Below are 17,102 nucleotides of genomic sequence, written 5' to 3' on the forward strand. Positions count from 1 at the left end.
GTTTCATCGAGTCAGAGCTAAAATAAGCCAAAAATGGTAGGATTAAAAAAATTGTTTAACAAAAAGAGGTTTAATCTTCTAAAAAAAGGGGAAATAGTTAGAGGGAGTATCAGTGGCAAATTAGTCTTACAAGTCAGGACAAGCCTTCGCAACCATATAAGAATTTCCTTTGTCTTCATCGCCGTCCAGACGATAAATAACCTATTTTTCGTTAAAAGAAACGGTAGCAACACCGAAAGCGGGGGAAGCTAGTTAGACCGCTTATGCTAAACAAAGCACATTCATTTAAAGAACGGCGCTCAGTTCCTAAACGATAAAAAAAGGCGCTACTTATGAAGTAGGCCCTTGTTGCTATATCCTACGAAGCTCCGGCTTCTTCAAATTCAACTTCTAATTCACCTAAACGGTGGTATTCAGCCAAAACAGCCTCTTGGATTTTACCGCGTGTTCCTGAATTGATTGGATGTGCAATATCTCGAAATTCTCCATCTGGAGTGCGTTTGCTTGGCATCGCTACAAACAAACCATTATTTCCATCAATCACACGAATATCATGAACGACAAACTCATTATCTAATGTAATCGAAGCAATTGCTCTCATACGTCCATCAGTATTTACACGGCGTAGTCTAACGTCTGTCACTTCCATTTTGTTCACCACCTTTGCAAATAGATAAAAATCTAGTTAACTAATTCAACATAACTTCCAATTATCCTTCTTTTTAACGGAAAATTTTTTCAAAATTGAGTCGATCCATTGAATCCGCTTCCAATTGAATCAGACAATATTGAACTTGTTAACCCGCCCCTATTTGCTCGGTTGAACATTTACAAAAACGATGGAAATAAGAACCCTTATGAACACCATAAAGGCCCTCTCAATCATTATTTTACCAAGGCAATAACCTCAATCTCTACTAAAGCATCCTTCGGCAGTCTCGCTACTTCTACACAGGAACGCGCTGGCTTATGATTTGAAAAATACTGTCCATACACCTCATTAATACTTGCGAAATCATCCATATTTTTAATAAAAACCGTCGCTTTCACAACTGTTTCTAACGATGCTCCCGCCTCTTTTAAAACAGCCTGAAGGTTTTTAAATACTTGATGGGTTTGATCCTTCACATCACCTTGAACCATGTCCCCAGACGCTGTCAACGGAATTTGTCCAGAGCTATAAAAAAGGTTATTAACAACAATCCCTTGCGAATATGGTCCAATCGCTGCTGGCGCCTCATTAGTTTGTACGATTTTCATAAACTCACCCTCCAAATATCAAACTTCTACTTTTTGAAAATAATTACCTTCACTTACTGTAATCTTTTTTTCCTTCACATCTACATCTGAAAGCTTCACTAAAGAAAGATAGTCATCGATTAATCGTTCTTCTGTTTTCTCTGCTTCTACTAAAACAGCAATACCAGCTACAGCTGCATTAAATTCTTCCAATAAGCTAATCATGCCGTTAACGGTTCCGCCCGCTTTCATGAAGTCATCGACAATTAAGACGTTAGAGCCTTCTTCTAAACTGCGCTTCGACAGCAGCATCGTTTGAATCCGTTTGGAAGAACCTGAAACATAATTAATACTTACGGTCGAACCTTCCGTCACTTTACTGTCTCTTCTTACAATAACAACAGGGACATTTAACTGGCTTGCCACCGCATAAGCTAACGGAATTCCCTTTGTTGCAACTGTCATCACAACATCAATTTTCGTATCTATGTATGCAGATGCTAATAACCGTCCGGCTCGCTGAACGATGGATGGATCTCCTAGCAAATCCATCATATATAAATAGCCCCCTGGCAATAGACGATCTGGATTTGCAATTAAATGACATAATTCATCAATAAATGGCTTCGCTTCCAATTCTGATACTTTCACAAAATATTTCACCCCGCCCGCTGCTCCCGGCACCGTTTGAAGTGTTCCAATTCCTCTATGTTCAAAGGCTTCTTTAATGATCGCTAAATCTTCACTAATGGAAGATTTAGCGGAACCATACCTTTCTGAGAAGAAAGACAGGGAGACAAGCTCTCTTGGATGGTCCAGCAAATAATGGGTCATATCAATTAAACGTTCACTTCTTCGGAATTTCACCAGATAGAACCTCCTTTTATCCGAATATTTTAACGTAAATATACCATTAATATACGGATTTAATCAAGGGGATTCCTTTCACCTAGTAATCTCACTGCAAAAACCTGATCACAAAACCCTCGCAATCCGTTATATAATCGATGCATTCTTGAATCATGCTGCACAAGCGCAAAAACTGTTGGACCACTTCCACTCATCAATACTGCATCGGCACCAAATCGGTGCATTTGCTCCTTAATCTGTGCAACCTCAGGATATAAATTCAATGTGACACCTTCCAGTACATTTCCGACATTTCTACAGACACCGGCAAAATCCTGATTTTGAATGGCTTCAATCATACCATCGGTATTTGGATGGACAACGTCTTTTAATTGAAGGCGGCCATAGACATCAGCAGTGGAAACCCCTATTAGCGGTTTTGCCAAAACAACCCAGCAGCTTGGAGGTGATGGCAGTTCCTTAATCTTTTCTCCTCTTCCCGTCGCTAAAGCTGTACCGCCATACACACAAAACGATACATCCGAACCAATTTGCGCACCGAGCTCTGCAAGCTCGTCCAAAGACAAGTCCAACTGCCATAGCTTATTCAAGCCTCTTAAGGTGGCCGCTGCATCACTGCTTCCTCCAGCAAGGCCAGCCGCAACAGGAATCGTCTTTTCTATATTAATTTTTACGCCTTTCTTAACATGAAACTTTTCTTTTAAAAGCTTTGCCGCTTGGTAAGCCAAATTACGCTGATCATCTGGTACAAAACGATTTTGTGAGACAATTTTGATTTCATCCTCTGACAGCAGCGTCAACTCAAGTCGATCTGCTAAATCGATTGTTGTCATAATCATTTCAACCTCATGATAGCCATCTGGCCGTTTATGTAAAACATCTAATGATAAATTTATTTTCGCTGGTGCCTTTATTAAGACCTTCAACACTTCCACCTACTTGAGTAAATTCAATCTGATACTAATGCATCCGCATAAGCAGTAAGATTCTCCATTTTTTGTCCTATTTTACCACAAAACGATACATATAAGACCCGCTCATCTTGACATTTTAAAAAACGTACTTGAAATTAGAGCCATAAATCAAGCCGAGGCAAAAAAGCCCCGACTTTACGTAGTGAATCCATTTGGTTGTAAACTCGTTTTTGCTACTGCTTTTTCGCTAATTGCTGTTCAGCAATTTCTATCGCTCTTTTTACCATATTTCCAGCATCTTTTGCACGAATTCCGCCCCATCCTTCCTTTTGGACAACATCATAAAAGCCAAGCTCTTTTGCCAGTTCTTCTTTAAACTGCTCCGACATCATTCCACGTCTTCTGCCCAAAATGAACAACTCCTTTCTCCACTACGTATTCTTATTATGAATAAGGAGTTTCATTTTCATGAGAGCCTAATTTATCCTAAATGAACGTTGTCTTCAGATCAAGTAAACATCGATTTGGTACGAAACACATTCAAAAACATATAATATTGAGATAGCTCTAAGAAAAACCAAATAAAAAGCAGTAAACATCAATTGTTCACTGCTCGCATAAATAATATAGGCTTTTTTAGCTTAACGCTACCTGTCCTGTTGTATCTTCATAGAAAGTAATCTGAACCGTTTCTGTAAGTACATCTGCATAGCTGTACGATACACGCTCAAATGCATTTTCATCCTGATCTAATTCAATCACAAATACGGATGGATAAGTCTCAGCCAAAATACCAGAACGTTCAATCGTTTTCCTACGTCCACCGTTGGCCTTTAATAACAATCTCTTCCCTAAGTTTGAGTCAAGGGCTTTCTTAATATCAATCAACGTTTTTGCCATTCGGTCCACCTCACTGTGTAAAGTATAACACACTGACATAAAATAGTCAAATAAAAATATAAATTATAACAGTGTTTAAAAATAGTTGTCAATAGATTTTATTCCACATTTTTTTCTAATTTTCTACAATAAAGTTTTTTTGCGTAGCAAAAAGAACTTTCCTTAATATTGCGTTAGCGAAAATAACCTTCCTCCATATTGCATTAGCGAAAATAGCTTTCTTAAGCTTCACGTCAGAGAAAGAACTCCCTTGTTGTTGTTTCACACTAGCAAAGATCGTTCACGCAAACAGCAATAATTCTTCTTTGCGGTAAAAAACTTTCTCTTAATAGACTTTCCTTATTTGACAGAAATATGTATGTCAGCAAAAAATACGGTAAAAATGTTGAAAAATATGTATTTGTTTTCTCATTGAGAGGGAGCGAGAATACTTGGCTCGACCTCTCTCAATGAAATTGTTGAAATCCATCTCTTTTTGTCGGAAATTTTACTTCTGATTTTCAGAATGAAATGGCATCCCCGTTCTTAATATCCCTTTGGTTTCAATACCACCAAGTCCTTTTTCACCTGTTAAAGTATTCCGCAGCACATCCCAAACATTAATCCTTTCCATAAAAGGGGTAAAACTAATCTTTGCGACAATATAAACCGGGTCTAAAGCATGAATATTAACGCGAGATGGAGAACTGGCAAAATTAGCTCCGGCATGTATGAGCGACTCAAAATGGGATTGGCAAGCACCAGCAAAAATCACCAACTGATCTAAGTTCGGAATCCTTTTCCTTGCCTCTCTCACCGTTTGAACGAAGAACTTCGAATGCCGATAAGCGTTGATATCTCCAATCGCTCCCTTTGATTTAGAGTAAGCATCATGTCCGGTAATGACCAATATATCTGGGCGATAATATTCGATAAGATGACTTATTCTTTGCGGCATTTCTTTTTCATTACAATGAATCCCAGTCACAGGTATTCCGATCTTCTCATAAAGACTTAAACATTTTTTCAGATAAGATGGATCTCCATCGATATGAAGAACACGGCCGGGGAGTTGAAAATAGTTGACCTTCATTTTATAGCCTTCCGTCGTATCGTATTCCTGTCTTTGCTTTAATAAATCAATATCCTGCTTAAACAGTCGAAAGGATTGCTCTTCTAAAGAACGGAACTCCTGCGTTAGTTCCATCCTCTTCATTTGGTCAATCAGCAACAGATCTTCATAGGGAGCATCCGCGATTAAACGAAAATCCTCACCATACAGCACCACTTTTTTTCGACCATTTTCTTCTTTAATATCGATGACACGGAATAAAATGTCACATTTATAAGAAATTCTCCCAACAACATCCATGAGGTTAATCGTCACTGAACGTCACTCCAATTAGCACAAATAGAGCCCCCTTTTTATAGAGGGATGAACAAACAAAAAATCTAGTTGTTTTTTTTAAAATATGCATTGGACAAAAAACATGTGCTTTTAACGGAGCATTTAGGAAAAGGTAAGAGAAAAAACACAGTCAAATCACATAGCTTAAAAAAATGTTCTTGAACGGCAATCTTAACGACTTTCTCTTTTGTTATTAGCATTTAACGGCTCCAGCGCTTGCGAAATAGCTTTCATGTTTAAAGGGTGTCTAAGCAGCTAATATTACTGCTTAGACACCCTTTACTTAACAGTTTTATTGAAAATGCGGCAGCAGAGCATCGCTTAATACGGCAAATTCCTCGATCGACAAAGTTTCTCCCCTTCTTGTCGGTTCAATATGAACCTTGCTTAATGCAGCAAGAATTTCCTCCTTTTTCTCTTTTCCTTCAGGGAGCTGGCTAATTAAATTGTTTAAAATCGTCTTTCTTCTTTGGGCAAAGCTTGCTTTTGTGATTTGGAAAAAGAATGCTTCGCTCTTTACGGCCACCTTTGGAGTAGTTCTAACTGTTAGGCGGATCACGGCCGAGTCCACATTCGGCTGAGGAACAAAAACTGTTTTCGGTACAATCATCACGGTTTCAGCCTCCGTATAATACTGAACTGCAATGGAAAGAGAGCCGTAATCCTTCGTTCCTGGTTTCGCTGCTATTCTTTCTGCTACTTCTTTTTGCAGCATCACAACAATTCCTCGAATTGGTAACTTCTCCTCCAACAGCTTCATAATAATTGGTGTCGTCACATAATAAGGGAGATTCGCAACAACCATGACATCCGTAAACCCGGCAAATTCCGTTGCCATCATAGAGGCAACATCTGCTTTCAAAACATCTGAATGGATGATAGTTGTATTCCCATAAGGGGCTAATGTTTCTTCTAATATCGGCAGTAGCCGCTGGTCAATTTCAAAGGCAACAACCTTTTTACTTCTGCGAGCAATCTGCTCGGTAAGGGCACCGATTCCAGGGCCTACCTCAATAACTCCTGACTCATCGGTAAGATTAGCGTGATCAACAATTCGATTAAGAATATTGGTATCAATTAAGAAATTTTGTCCCAAGCTTTTCTTAAAAGAAAAGCCGTATTTTTCTAGAATCGCACGGGTTCTAACGGGAGTCGCAATATCTTTATTCATCTTTTTCCTCCTGTTGAATAACTTGAATCGCTGCTGCGAATGCTGCCTCCGTTATCTGAAACATCTGCAGCCGCTTATGCAACTGTTTACCATTGGTATACCCGATCTTCAACAGCTTGCCGAGTTTTTCTCTTCTTGCTTTCGCACGTGGTCCACCGACTAATCCGGCATTCATAAGATCGTCTTTCGTAATGATTTCTTTTGCATCATCCATCATGTGATGAGCATCCTTTAATGCCCGGCGAATTTCCTCCGGAGAAGCATGCTCTACGCCAACTCCCCTCCCATGCTTATGAAGCGCTGCTTCCTTTGCTATAAAAGCATGCTTGCATTCAGGAACATGGAGCGCAATGGTTTGTCGTATTTTTTGCCCCGGATAATCAGGGTCAGTAAAAATGATCACCCCTCTTGTCTTTTGGGCAAGCTCAATCTGCGCGATCGTTTCCATTGTTACTGCCGAACCATTCGTTTCAATCGTATCTGCATCTACCGCTCTTTTTATCGCGGTTGTATCATCTTTCCCTTCAACCACAATAATTTCTTTTATTTTCATAAATCCTCCTCATCCATTTACCAGTGATTCGTACGCAATGAAACCCTACCTGAAAAATCTTATATTTTTTTTGAAAAAAAACAAATATATTTGAAACATTTTTGTAATCTTAATCGTCTATATTAGTGTAAAGAAAAATAGGCCAAAAAACAAAAAAAGCAGAGGATGCCCCCTGCTCAGCATGACTTTTTATAAGTGCGTACAATCTTAATTCAAGATCTTGATTTTAACATTTTTCCTGCCCCAGCGATAAGCAGCAGACTGGGAAGAAAAGAATACATCAATCTTATTTCCCTTGATGGCTGATCCAGTATCAGCAGCTATTGCATAGCCATATCCTTCAACATATACCTTTGTTCCCAAAGGAATAACTCTAGGATCGACTGCAATGATTTTTGCGCCTGGGTTTGCCTTCAAATTATATCCAGTTGCGGTAATACCTGAGCAGCCATTACAGTTAGCTGTGTAGGCAGTAGAACTTACTGTAAATTCTCTACTCACATTATTATTCGTCCCACGTGATACGGTTTGTGCAACGGCCTTCGTTCCAACCGCTACAACTTGATCACGCTTTTCTTTCAAAGTTGACTCTTTTAGTAATTTTCGGGATACTTCTTTCCCGTTTTCCAAGACAACTTCGTATTCCTTCTTAAGCAGTCCCTCTTGCCCACTCGTTACGGTTTTTTCCGTTCCCTTGGCAAGTTTACTATCTTGTTTCGTGACAACAGCAAATCTAACTGGTTCTTCCACTACATCGGTGACCTTTTCAACTCGAATGACGTTAATAATAGCGTCTTCTTTGACTGTTTCATCCATATTCGGCTCAACTCGGTCTAATTCATTCAGCTTGATTTCTTGTTGTGATAAAAAGTCAGCGACCGTAGTCGAAGTGGACCATACTTGCTTTTCTTTTCCACCGTCATTCAGTGTGACAGAAAATGCCCTATCTATTTTGATTTGTAAGTCGTTTTTTATCTCTGTATCGATTTTTGGTTGAATCTTATCATGTTCGTTTAAAGAAACATTTTGCTCTTTTAAAAATTCTTCAACCGTATTAGCTGTTGTCCAGACTTGTTTCTTTTCGTTTTCCTTAACCATCTGAACCTGCTTTGCTGGTTTCCATTCAACCTTTAAATTGTCCTTGACCTTCGTATCGGCTGATGGAGACACATAGTCTTCTGAGTGAAGAGAAATATCTAATTCCTCCAGTACTTCTTTAATTGTTCCTGCGTGTGTTTTAACAATCTTTTCTTGACCGTCTAGCGTTAGTGCTACAGTTTTTTTCGTAGTTTCATAGAAAACAAACCCAAAAGCTGCAACAAAAACTACGAAACTAGCTCCTACAACGGCTAATTTCTTTTTACTCAAAGACTTGGAAAACAGGTTTTTCATGTTCTTGATTACGATGAAAAACGCCTCCTTCTCTCTCGAGTGATTATATAGAACTTAACCTGCACATGTCAACCCTCCACCCTCCAAACATATTCCCTATTATGCGAAATATATCCAAAAAAGGAAAGAGGGACTTATCGACATGGTTATCCTATGAAGAAAAGGAGACATGTAGAACTTTTTAGAATAGGAATTCATTTGGACAAGCATCCTTGTATTTCGACAGCATTCTATATCATTTTATGGCGAATAATTTTTTTGCATTTGCCGTTGTAATTCGGGCAACTTCCTCATAAGAAATCCCTTTTAACTCTGCAATTTGTTCAGCCACAAGTTTGACATAACCTGGTTCATTTCGTTTTCCTCTGTAAGGATGAGGAGCTAAATAAGGACAATCCGTTTCAATTAGCAGTTTTTCCAGCGGAACGGCTTCAGCCACTTCCTTTGGTTTTCTTGCATTTTTAAACGTAACCGGTCCTCCGAGCGAAATATAGAAATTCATGTTTAGGCATTCTTGAGCTACCTCAACACTCCCACTAAAACAGTGCATGATCCCTCCAACTTCAGAGGCACCCTCCTCTTTTAAAATCTCCACAATATCTGCTGTCGCCTCCCGATTATGTATAACAATTGGCAAATTCACCTTTTTCGCAAGCTGAATTTGCTTTCGAAACACTTCTTTTTGAATCTCCCTTGGCGACTTATCCCAATAATAATCAAGCCCCATCTCTCCAATTGCCACCACCTTTGGATGGCTTGAAAGCTCTTCGATCCACGCTAAATCCTCGTCATTCATATCAATGGCATCAACTGGGTGCCAGCCTACACTGGCATACATAAAATCATATTTTTCTACCAGTTCCATGGCTCTTGTAATCGTCGGGCGATCAAATCCGACAATGACCATATTCTCTACTCCATTTTCTTGTGCCCTTGTAATAACTTCCTCTAAATCCTCGTCAAATTGTTCAGCATTTAAATGGGCGTGTGTGTCGAATAACATCAAAATTCCCCCTTCATTTCATATATTATTTTTGTGTTACAAAATTTTCTTTTTCTTTTCTTTTTCATGTATCAACCTAGTAATATTTTAGAAAAACAGTAAATAAACATAGAAATTATCGCAAGAAAGTGATTTTTTTAGAATAATCTTATTGTATCAATTCAATTTATTATTTAAACAAAATAAAGCATAGAAATGTTTCGTGCAAGTTTGTTACACGTGAAACATTTCTATGCTCCTTGCAGACATTTTTACTTTACTCGCGCACCTAGTGGTAAAGATTCAGCAATGGTAGCAAGCGATAGTTCGCCATCCTTCGAGCCTGCCAAAATCATTCCTTGTGAAAGCTCCCCTCTAAGCTTAACTGGTTTTAGATTTGTAACACAAACGACTTTTCTTCCGACAAGTTCCTCCGGCTTATAAAATTGCGCAATTCCCGATACAACCTGACGCTTTTCATAGCCTAAATCGAGCTGCAATTTAAGTAATTTATCAGCTTTTTTCACGGGCTCTGCTTCCAATACCTGAGCGACACGTAAATCAACCTTCATGAAATCATCAATCGTAATTTCTTCACTGTCGGGCACTTCTTCTTTTTTCTCCACGACCGGAGCAGGAACGTTTCCTTTCATTTTTTCCTTAATAAATGCAACCTCTTCCTCAATATCCAGACGAGGAAACAACGGATTTCCTTTTGCGACTTTGACACCCTCTCCAATTGCCCCGAATGTCTCTAAGCTTTCCCATGTTGTCAAAGCTTTCTCCACATTGAGTTGCTCAAAGATGCCATTTGGTGTTCTTGTTAAAAACGGTTGTAGCATAATTGCTACCCTTCTTAATGACTCAGCCAAATGAGCCATTACCGATCCTAACGCTTCTGTTTTTTCTTCTTTTGCCAATACCCACGGCTGTGTTTCATCTATATATTTGTTTGTTCGGCTCACAAGCTGCCAAAGAGAAGTTAATGCCACTGAAAATTCCATATTTTCCATTGCTTCTTCATATTTTTGAACTGTGTCAAGATTGACCTGCAGAAGCTGCTTATCATATTCTCCGTCTGATCCCTTATACGCAGGAATCCTTCCATCAAAATAGCGATCGATCATTGCAACAGTTCGATTCAAGAGGTTTCCTAAATCATTTGCTAAATCAAAATTGATTCTTTCAACAAACCCTTCAGGTGTAAAGACTCCATCTGCGCCAAACGGAACTTCACGAAGCAAATAATATCTTAGAGCATCTAAACCATAGCGATCAATAAGGGTAACCGGATCAACGACATTTCCTTTTGACTTAGACATTTTCCCATCTTTCATCAATAGCCAGCCATGAGCAAATACTTTTTTCGGGAGCGGTAAGTCTAATGCCATTAACATAATAGGCCAGTAAATCGTATGGAAACGAACGATTTCCTTCCCGACCAAATGGAAATCAGCAGGCCAATACTTGTTAAATTTCGCTTCATCTCCCGTACCGTATCCTAATGCAGTAATATAGTTAGAAAGAGCATCAATCCATACATAAATAACATGCTTCGGATTACCAGGAACTTTAATGCCCCAGTCAAAAGTCGTTCTAGAAACAGCTAAATCTTCGAGCCCTGGTTTAATAAAATTATTAATCATCTCATTTTTGCGAGATTCCGGTTGAATGAACTGTGGATTTTCTTCATAATATTGAAGCAAACGATCAGCATATTTACTTACCTTGAAGAAATACGACTCTTCCTTTACCTTTTCTACTGGTCTTCCACAATCAGGACATTTTCCTTCATTTAGTTGTCTTTCGGTAAAAAAGGATTCACACGGTGTACAATACATTCCTTCATACTGATCTAAATATATATCCCCTTGCTCAAGCAGTTGAGCAAAGATTTTTTCTACCACCGCTTTATGGCGCTCCTGTGTTGTACGAATAAAATCGTCATAGGAAATATCAAGCTTTTTCCAAAGATCCTGTATTCCTGCCACAATTTCATCAACATATTCTTGAGGAGTAACTCCTTTTTCTTGAGCCTTCTGTTGAATTTTTTGTCCATGCTCATCCGTTCCCGTTAAATACATCACATCATAACCGCGCAAACGCTTATAACGCGCCATCGCATCGCCTGCTACTGTTGTATAAGCATGACCAATATGTAGGTTTCCGCTCGGGTAATAAATCGGAGTTGTTAAATAAAATGTCTTCTTTTGTTCCACTATAATGGCCCCTCCTCATAGGGATTTAGATTAATCAGGTTCCTCCTTTAAGAAGATCCCTCATAAGTCGTATTTATATATTTTTAGAAAAAAATGGACGAATTGTGTTTAACTGGATTATAAATTGGGTACATTTACAATACTCAAACGAATACTCTTACAAAATAGATAAAACTAAAGCCAGTACACTCGTCATCTTTACCTATTCTATCATCAAAATATACATAAAAATAAGAAAATGTGCAACCTGCTCTTCCCTTTATCATCGTACTGTGTTTTTACGGCTTCACCACTGCGAAAAAATTTTCAAAAAAAAGAAAATGACCACCATAAACTAGTAAACGTATTCGTATAATCTCTTATACCGTTTAAAACAATAGATTTTGACATTCCAGTAATTACTAAAAAAATGAATATAAAATTATTGACGTTTATGGGAATAACTGTTATTATTGTATCTAGAAAGAAATTTGTCGAATAATGACGAAAAGAAATAGATAGAGAAAAATTTTTGGAGATTGAGAGGAGATATTTAAATGAAATCTACAGGTATTGTTCGTAAGGTTGATGAGCTTGGTCGTGTGGTTATTCCAATCGAGTTAAGACGTACATTAGGTATTGCAGAAAAGGACGCATTAGAAATCTATGTAGATGATGAGCGCATTGTTTTGAAGAAATACAAGCCTAACATGACTTGTCAAGTTACTGGAGAAGTTTCTGATGATAATGTAACATTCGCTGACGGCAAGCTTATTTTAAGCCGTGACGGCGCTGAAAAGCTTTTAAAAGAAATTCAAGAAGCTTTCCAAACAACAAAAGCTTAAGGCATTTTTTGAAAAACCAATATGTAAAGGCTTCTTTTCTTAAGAAGCCTTTTTGTTTTGCCAACTAGCCCTTGATATGGTAGGCATGATAGACATCTCTCTTATTCATATTTCGATCCTTTGCCGTTTGTTTAATTGCCTCTTTCGATGAAAAGCCTTGTTCTGTCATATAGTGCTTAATATGCTCCTGAAGTGAAAGCTCTTCCCACCATGTAATTTTTTCTTCTGCCCGTTTATTGCTTCCTTCAATTATGAGGCAAAATTCCCCTCGAACCTCATCATTAGATGCCCATTGTATCACTTCACTAATAGTACCTCGAATAAATTCTTCATACCGCTTTGTTAGCTCTCGACAAAGGGAAATTTGCCTTTCACCAAATACGGCATAGAGTTGCTCAAGCGTTTCCTTTAATCGATGCGGAGATTCATATAAAATGAGCGTAGACATCATCTTTGACAATTCTTCCAGCTCTTTCATTTTCTCTTTCTTTTGTCTAGGTAAAAATCCATAAAAATAAAATGGTTGCGTCGCTAATCCTGAGGCAATCAGGGCTGTTAAAGCAGCATTTGCTCCTGGAAGGGGAACGACCGTTAATTGTTCATTCACTGCTGCTACAACTAATTCATAACCCGGATCCGAAATCGTTGGCATCCCAGCATCACTTACTAACGCTATTTTCCCACCCTCTTTAAGCCTTTCAATCAGCTTCGCTCCACTGGCTTCTTTATTATGTTCATGATAGCTCACCACAGGGGTGGAAATCTCAAAATGATTGCAAAGCTTTTTCGTGTTTCTTGTATCCTCTGCAGCAATATAGTCACTTTCCTTTAAAAGACGCACTGCCCGAAAACTCATATCCTCTAAATTCCCAATTGGTGTGGGAACTAAATATAGAATTCCCTTTTGTTGTTCATTTTCAAAGCTCTTTTGCTGCCACATATTTTTACACCCCATCTCATTTACTGCTTATCTCCAAACAGGATATCCTTTATTTCAGCCGAATACTCATTATCATCATGGTAAACAACAAGAGGCGGGAGAATCTTCAAGTCTGCCTTCCCATCTTTTATTGCTTCTACTAACAGCGTATTGGCTTCCTTCCCTTGCTTCGGATAGACAAATTGAACTTTTTTAGGCTCTAACCGATATTGTCTCATCAGTGTAATCATATCCAATAATCTCCCGGGTCGATGGACAAACGCCACCTTTCCGCCTTGCTTCACAAGTTGGCTGGATACGCGAATGGCATCCTCCAATGTACAGAAAATTTCATGACGGGCAATAGCTAAATGCTCATTTTCATTCATTTCTTCTTTCGATGGAGTTGGAAAATAAGGAGGGTTGCAAGTAACGACATCGTACTTACCCATCCCCAATTTTTGCGGCATATCGTTAATATTTCCATGAATCATCTGCAGGCGACTATCCAGCTCATTATACTGGAAGCTTCTCTTCGCCATATCATACAAGCGTTCCTGAATCTCAACACCTGTTATCTCTCCTTTTGTTCTCGTACTGAGAAATAGAGGTATCACACCATTTCCGCTACATAAATCAATAATTTTCCCTTTCTGAATCGGGACATAAACAAACTTGGCTAGTAAGACAGCGTCCAATGAAAAAGCAAAGACAGACGGACTTTGAATAATCCGCAAATCTTCTGCCAATAAATAATCCAAACGCTCATCTTCTTTTAATTGGACCATTCTTTTTCCTCCAGGTTTTTAAGTTCATCAAACGCTAGAAGCGCCTTTGAAGTATTTCCTTAATAAATGCGCCTGCTTCTATCATTTTTTATCCTCAACAAGGGCTAGTGCACGATGAGTGACAGGCATTAATGATCGTTGAAGTTAACTTGTACGCAGAAAAATGGTCTCCCTCATAAAGGAAGACCCGAATTACTTTTTATTAAGAAAAGATAAGCAAAAAAGACAATCGCCTTCTTTACGAGGGCTTCCAAAATGCAAGTTACAAATGTGGAAACCTTCCTGATAAAGTCTTGCTAAATTATCATACCCTTCCCCAATATCTACCGCTTTCTCATCAAGTTGCCCTGCAATTTTCGCTTGTTGCTTAGCCTGACTCTTTTTCCCTGCATTAGAGGTATGCTCCAGCCGACGTCTTAGATGATCATTCTCTAGCTTTAATGAGTTGTTCTCTTCAAGAATTTCTGCTAAATGCTCTTTTAACTCACCAAGCTGTTGATACAGCTGCCCAATCTGTACTTCCATATTACTCACTGAATCAAAGATTTCCTTTTTATTCACGCCTTCCACCTCTATCGTCCGTGGATCTCCTACATAGCGCCTTCCTTTAATATTTCATCCAGTGTATATTCGAGGACACGCTCTTGTTCTATCATTTCTACTTGTAAAATACGTTCTAATATATTTAATCCAACCACTTTCCCTAATCCTGCCGGTGTACCAATGATTTCGCCCACATCTGGTAGCTGTTCCTTAGCCGTTTCATATTCGTCGTTCTCATACTTTAAACAACACATAAGTCGGCCACATAAACCGGAAATTTTCGTTGGATTAAGGGATAGGTTTTGATCCTTAGCCATTTTAATGGATACAGGTTCAAAATCCCCTAAAAAGCTGGAGCAACAGAGCATTCTGCCACATGGTCCAATGCCACCCAGCATTTTCGCTTCATCTCTTACCCCAATTTGTCTCAGCTCAATTCGAGTTCTAAAAATCGCGGCCAGATCCTTAACGAGCTCTCTAAAATCAACCCGTCCATCGGCAGTAAAATAGAAAATAACCTTATTGCGGTCAAAGGTATATTCTACATCTACCAGCTTCATATCAAGCTCATGTAAGTTGACCTTCTCACAACAAACCTCATACGCTTCCTTGGCAGACTGTTTGTTCTCTTCGACGATAAGCCGATCCTTTTGATCTGCAATTCTCAGAACTTTTTTAAGTGGGAGAACTACATCGTGTTCTTCAACCTGCTTAGGGCCGATGACCACTCGACCGTACTCAACTCCCCTAACCGTCTCCACAATGACGAAATCGTCCTTTTGAATTAAGAGATCTCCGGGATCAAAATAATAGATTTTCCCCGCTTTTTTAAAGCGGACTCCCACTACATTATACAAATGATGATCCCTCCTGCAATTGTAACACAAGCTGCTCTAACAGCAGCTGTGGATTCATATTTGCGTGCAGCCTTCTTTTCGCATCTAAAACGGCGGCCATTTGACTTGCCAATCTTTTTGCAGATGTTTGCAGCGCAAATTGTTCGAGACGATCTCTTTCGTCCAAATAAACAACCCGGGTTTGCTTCCCGTGTTGTATATATAATAAATCCTTCAGAACTAGAAGTAGCAAGTCTAATCCTTGATCGTATTGCTCTTTGTCTTTAAAGTGTAAGAACCAATCCTCTTGCAGGGAAACTAATGCCTCCAATGGATTCTTTCTTAATACTTCATATAATTTTAACACTATTTTTTGAGCTTGTGCAAACCATTCATCATTACTTAGTGCAAGTCCTTCATCCAAATTATTGGTAAGCTGGGCAATAATAGGGGCCTTTTTTTCAGAAACTCCCCTTTCCACTAGTTTCTGGATAAGATGTTCAGGGGATAACTGCTTAAATGTAACAATTTGACATCGTGAAAGAATAGTCGGAAGTATTTTCTGCGTTTGCTCAGTTAGTAAAATAGCTGTTGTTTCAGAAGTCGGTTCCTCCAGAAACTTTAAGAGACTGTTAGCAGCGTTAACGGTCATGCGGTCAGCATGAACAATCGTGTACACTTTTTTCTTCGATTCAACGCCAGTCTTAGCAAATTCCTCCTGCAACATTTGTATTTGTTGCTTTTTTATCGATGCCCCATCCGGCTCCACTATATGAATATCCGGATGATTCCCGCTATTAATCCGTTTACAATTATGGCAAACTTCACATGGTATATATCCATCAATAGGATGCGTACAAAACAAACTTTTCGATAAGAGGAGACTAACATCTTTTTTTCCTGTCCCCCGCATTCCCTCAAATAAATACGCGTGGGCTAACCGACCTTTTATTATACTATTCTTCAACATTTTCATAACGGTTGGCTGGATCGTTTCATAGCTTTCCCACGTGTTCACTATATCATCTCACTTATTTTTATTAACTATCTTATATACATTTAATCCTGACTCCATAAAACATTGGGGATATACATTTTATGGAGTCTGAACAATGCATTGATAACCTTTGACATATTCTTACTAATTATTGCATTTAGAAATTGTGGAATTGCTCAATTGGGAGCACAAACACAGTCGCTCCTCCCACTTCCACTTCAACTGGATACGGTACGTAGGAGTCCGCACTTCCTCCCATCGGAGAAACAGGCGCCACTAGCTGATCTCTCGATTGGCAGTTGTCCTTAATGATTTGTAAGGCTTTATCAACACGTATATCTTCTGTTCCGATCAAAAATGTCGTATTTCCGGACTTCAAAAACCCACCAGTACTGGCTAATTTTGTTGCTCTAAAATTATGATCGACAAGCGCACTTGATAAACGATTGCTATCTTGATCCTGTACAACTGCAATAATTAATTTCATCCTATCAACTCCTTAGTATCCATTTATATTATGTATATTATAACAGGAATTTATATGAATGATTTTCTTAATGAATAAAGC

19 protein-coding genes are annotated in these 17,102 nt (G+C 38.7%); 1 reads left to right on the forward strand and 18 read right to left on the reverse strand.

Annotated elements, in window-relative coordinates:
* Positions 1-358: 358 nt before the first annotated feature.
* The 12 genes from spoVG to metG all read right to left on the reverse strand — a co-directional run bounded on the left by spoVG (position 359) and on the right by metG (position 11,630).
* Positions 359-649, reverse strand: a complete 291-nt coding sequence (gene spoVG / locus NST02_RS01750; RefSeq protein ID WP_003347151.1) for a septation regulator SpoVG — start codon at positions 647-649, stop codon at positions 359-361.
* Positions 650-885: 236 nt separating this feature from the next.
* Positions 886-1,260, reverse strand: coding sequence for a 2-iminobutanoate/2-iminopropanoate deaminase (gene ridA, locus NST02_RS01755; RefSeq protein ID WP_095314461.1), 375 nt, complete (start codon positions 1,258-1,260; stop codon positions 886-888).
* 18 nt (positions 1,261-1,278) lie between these two features.
* Positions 1,279-2,106 (reverse strand): pur operon repressor, encoded by an 828-nt coding sequence (gene purR, locus NST02_RS01760; RefSeq protein WP_095314459.1) that lies wholly within the window; start codon positions 2,104-2,106, stop codon positions 1,279-1,281.
* 59 nt (positions 2,107-2,165) lie between these two features.
* Positions 2,166-3,035, reverse strand: coding sequence for a 4-(cytidine 5'-diphospho)-2-C-methyl-D-erythritol kinase (gene ispE / locus NST02_RS01765; RefSeq protein WP_212934508.1), 870 nt, complete (start codon positions 3,033-3,035; stop codon positions 2,166-2,168).
* Between the two features lie 221 nt (positions 3,036-3,256).
* Complete coding sequence (locus NST02_RS01770; protein ID WP_095314452.1) at positions 3,257-3,433, reverse strand: small, acid-soluble spore protein, alpha/beta type; 177 nt, start codon at positions 3,431-3,433, stop codon at positions 3,257-3,259.
* Between the two features lie 226 nt (positions 3,434-3,659).
* Positions 3,660-3,923, reverse strand: coding sequence for a biofilm formation stimulator Veg (veg, locus tag NST02_RS01775; RefSeq protein ID WP_095314450.1), 264 nt, complete (start codon positions 3,921-3,923; stop codon positions 3,660-3,662).
* A gap of 487 nt (positions 3,924-4,410) precedes the next feature.
* Positions 4,411-5,274 carry a sporulation peptidase YabG gene (yabG, locus tag NST02_RS01780; protein ID WP_373315167.1) on the reverse strand — a complete coding sequence of 288 codons (864 nt, stop codon included), beginning with the start codon at positions 5,272-5,274 and terminating at the stop codon, positions 4,411-4,413.
* A gap of 328 nt (positions 5,275-5,602) precedes the next feature.
* On the reverse strand, positions 5,603-6,481 hold the full coding sequence (gene rsmA / locus NST02_RS01785) for a 16S rRNA (adenine(1518)-N(6)/adenine(1519)-N(6))-dimethyltransferase RsmA (protein WP_095314444.1): 879 nt from the start codon (positions 6,479-6,481) through the stop codon (positions 5,603-5,605).
* Positions 6,474-7,034 (reverse strand): ribonuclease M5, encoded by a 561-nt coding sequence (gene rnmV / locus NST02_RS01790; RefSeq protein WP_212934509.1) that lies wholly within the window; start codon positions 7,032-7,034, stop codon positions 6,474-6,476. The genes rsmA and rnmV overlap by 8 nt, the downstream gene beginning before the upstream one ends.
* Positions 7,035-7,241: 207 nt before the next feature.
* Positions 7,242-8,426: a G5 and 3D domain-containing protein gene (locus tag NST02_RS01795; protein ID WP_095314441.1), complete on the reverse strand. Its 1,185-nt coding sequence runs from the start codon at positions 8,424-8,426 to the stop codon at positions 7,242-7,244.
* A 235-nt stretch (positions 8,427-8,661) separates the two neighbouring features.
* Entirely contained in the window at positions 8,662-9,429 is a 768-nt protein-coding gene (locus tag NST02_RS01800; RefSeq protein WP_095314437.1) for a TatD family hydrolase, read from the reverse strand.
* A gap of 251 nt (positions 9,430-9,680) precedes the next feature.
* On the reverse strand, positions 9,681-11,630 hold the full coding sequence (gene metG / locus NST02_RS01805; RefSeq protein ID WP_340949979.1) for a methionine--tRNA ligase: 1,950 nt from the start codon (positions 11,628-11,630) through the stop codon (positions 9,681-9,683).
* Positions 11,631-12,163: 533 nt separating this feature from the next.
* Between metG and NST02_RS01810 the strand changes: the two genes are divergently transcribed.
* A complete protein-coding gene (locus NST02_RS01810) occupies positions 12,164-12,451 on the forward strand; it encodes an AbrB/MazE/SpoVT family DNA-binding domain-containing protein (protein ID WP_095314431.1) in 288 nt (95 codons plus the stop codon).
* A 64-nt stretch (positions 12,452-12,515) separates the two neighbouring features.
* Here the strand turns inward: NST02_RS01810 and rsmI are convergent, their stop codons facing one another.
* From rsmI to NST02_RS01840, 6 genes are all read right to left on the reverse strand, one after another.
* A complete protein-coding gene (gene rsmI, locus NST02_RS01815; RefSeq protein ID WP_095314428.1) occupies positions 12,516-13,391 on the reverse strand; it encodes a 16S rRNA (cytidine(1402)-2'-O)-methyltransferase in 876 nt (291 codons plus the stop codon).
* A gap of 20 nt (positions 13,392-13,411) precedes the next feature.
* The gene (locus tag NST02_RS01820; RefSeq protein WP_137744733.1) at positions 13,412-14,158 is read right to left on the reverse strand and encodes a tRNA1(Val) (adenine(37)-N6)-methyltransferase; all 747 of its coding nucleotides are present in this window, start codon (positions 14,156-14,158) and stop codon (positions 13,412-13,414) included.
* Between the two features lie 192 nt (positions 14,159-14,350).
* Positions 14,351-14,719, reverse strand: a complete 369-nt coding sequence (gene yabA, locus NST02_RS01825) for a DNA replication initiation control protein YabA (RefSeq protein WP_095314424.1) — start codon at positions 14,717-14,719, stop codon at positions 14,351-14,353.
* Between the two features lie 29 nt (positions 14,720-14,748).
* A complete protein-coding gene (locus NST02_RS01830; protein WP_095314422.1) occupies positions 14,749-15,558 on the reverse strand; it encodes a PSP1 domain-containing protein in 810 nt (269 codons plus the stop codon).
* Complete coding sequence (gene holB / locus NST02_RS01835) at positions 15,551-16,558, reverse strand: DNA polymerase III subunit delta' (protein WP_340949981.1); 1,008 nt, start codon at positions 16,556-16,558, stop codon at positions 15,551-15,553. Before holB ends, NST02_RS01830 begins: the two co-directional genes overlap by 8 nt.
* Before the next feature lie 133 nt (positions 16,559-16,691).
* Complete coding sequence (locus tag NST02_RS01840) at positions 16,692-17,021, reverse strand: cyclic-di-AMP receptor (RefSeq protein ID WP_095314415.1); 330 nt, start codon at positions 17,019-17,021, stop codon at positions 16,692-16,694.
* Positions 17,022-17,102: the final 81 nt, after the last annotated feature.

Origin of the sequence: Robertmurraya sp. FSL W8-0741, assembly GCF_038004005.1 — a bacterium.
In the GTDB taxonomy this organism is placed as follows: domain Bacteria; phylum Bacillota; class Bacilli; order Bacillales; family Cytobacillaceae; genus Robertmurraya; species Robertmurraya siralis.

What these genes read in the sequence shown, in the direction of transcription:
- NST02_RS01795 (WP_095314441.1), bottom strand. Translation starts at nt 8,426, where the DNA reads ATGAAAAACCTGTTTTCCAAGTCTTTGAGTAAAAAGAAATTAGCCGTT.
- NST02_RS01820 (WP_137744733.1), bottom strand. Translation starts at nt 14,158, where the DNA reads ATGGTCCAATTAAAAGAAGATGAGCGTTTGGATTATTTATTGGCAGAA.
- NST02_RS01800 (WP_095314437.1), bottom strand. Translation starts at nt 9,429, where the DNA reads ATGTTATTCGACACACACGCCCATTTAAATGCTGAACAATTTGACGAG.
- spoVG (WP_003347151.1), bottom strand. Translation starts at nt 649, where the DNA reads ATGGAAGTGACAGACGTTAGACTACGCCGTGTAAATACTGATGGACGT.
- rsmA (WP_095314444.1), bottom strand. Translation starts at nt 6,481, where the DNA reads ATGAATAAAGATATTGCGACTCCCGTTAGAACCCGTGCGATTCTAGAA.
- NST02_RS01810 (WP_095314431.1), top strand. Translation starts at nt 12,164, where the DNA reads ATGAAATCTACAGGTATTGTTCGTAAGGTTGATGAGCTTGGTCGTGTG.
- ridA (WP_095314461.1), bottom strand. Translation starts at nt 1,260, where the DNA reads ATGAAAATCGTACAAACTAATGAGGCGCCAGCAGCGATTGGACCATAT.
- rsmI (WP_095314428.1), bottom strand. Translation starts at nt 13,391, where the DNA reads ATGTGGCAGCAAAAGAGCTTTGAAAATGAACAACAAAAGGGAATTCTA.
- rnmV (WP_212934509.1), bottom strand. Translation starts at nt 7,034, where the DNA reads ATGAAAATAAAAGAAATTATTGTGGTTGAAGGGAAAGATGATACAACC.
- yabG (WP_373315167.1), bottom strand. Translation starts at nt 5,274, where the DNA reads ATGGATGTTGTTGGGAGAATTTCTTATAAATGTGACATTTTATTCCGT.
- veg (WP_095314450.1), bottom strand. Translation starts at nt 3,923, where the DNA reads ATGGCAAAAACGTTGATTGATATTAAGAAAGCCCTTGACTCAAACTTA.
- NST02_RS01840 (WP_095314415.1), bottom strand. Translation starts at nt 17,021, where the DNA reads ATGAAATTAATTATTGCAGTTGTACAGGATCAAGATAGCAATCGTTTA.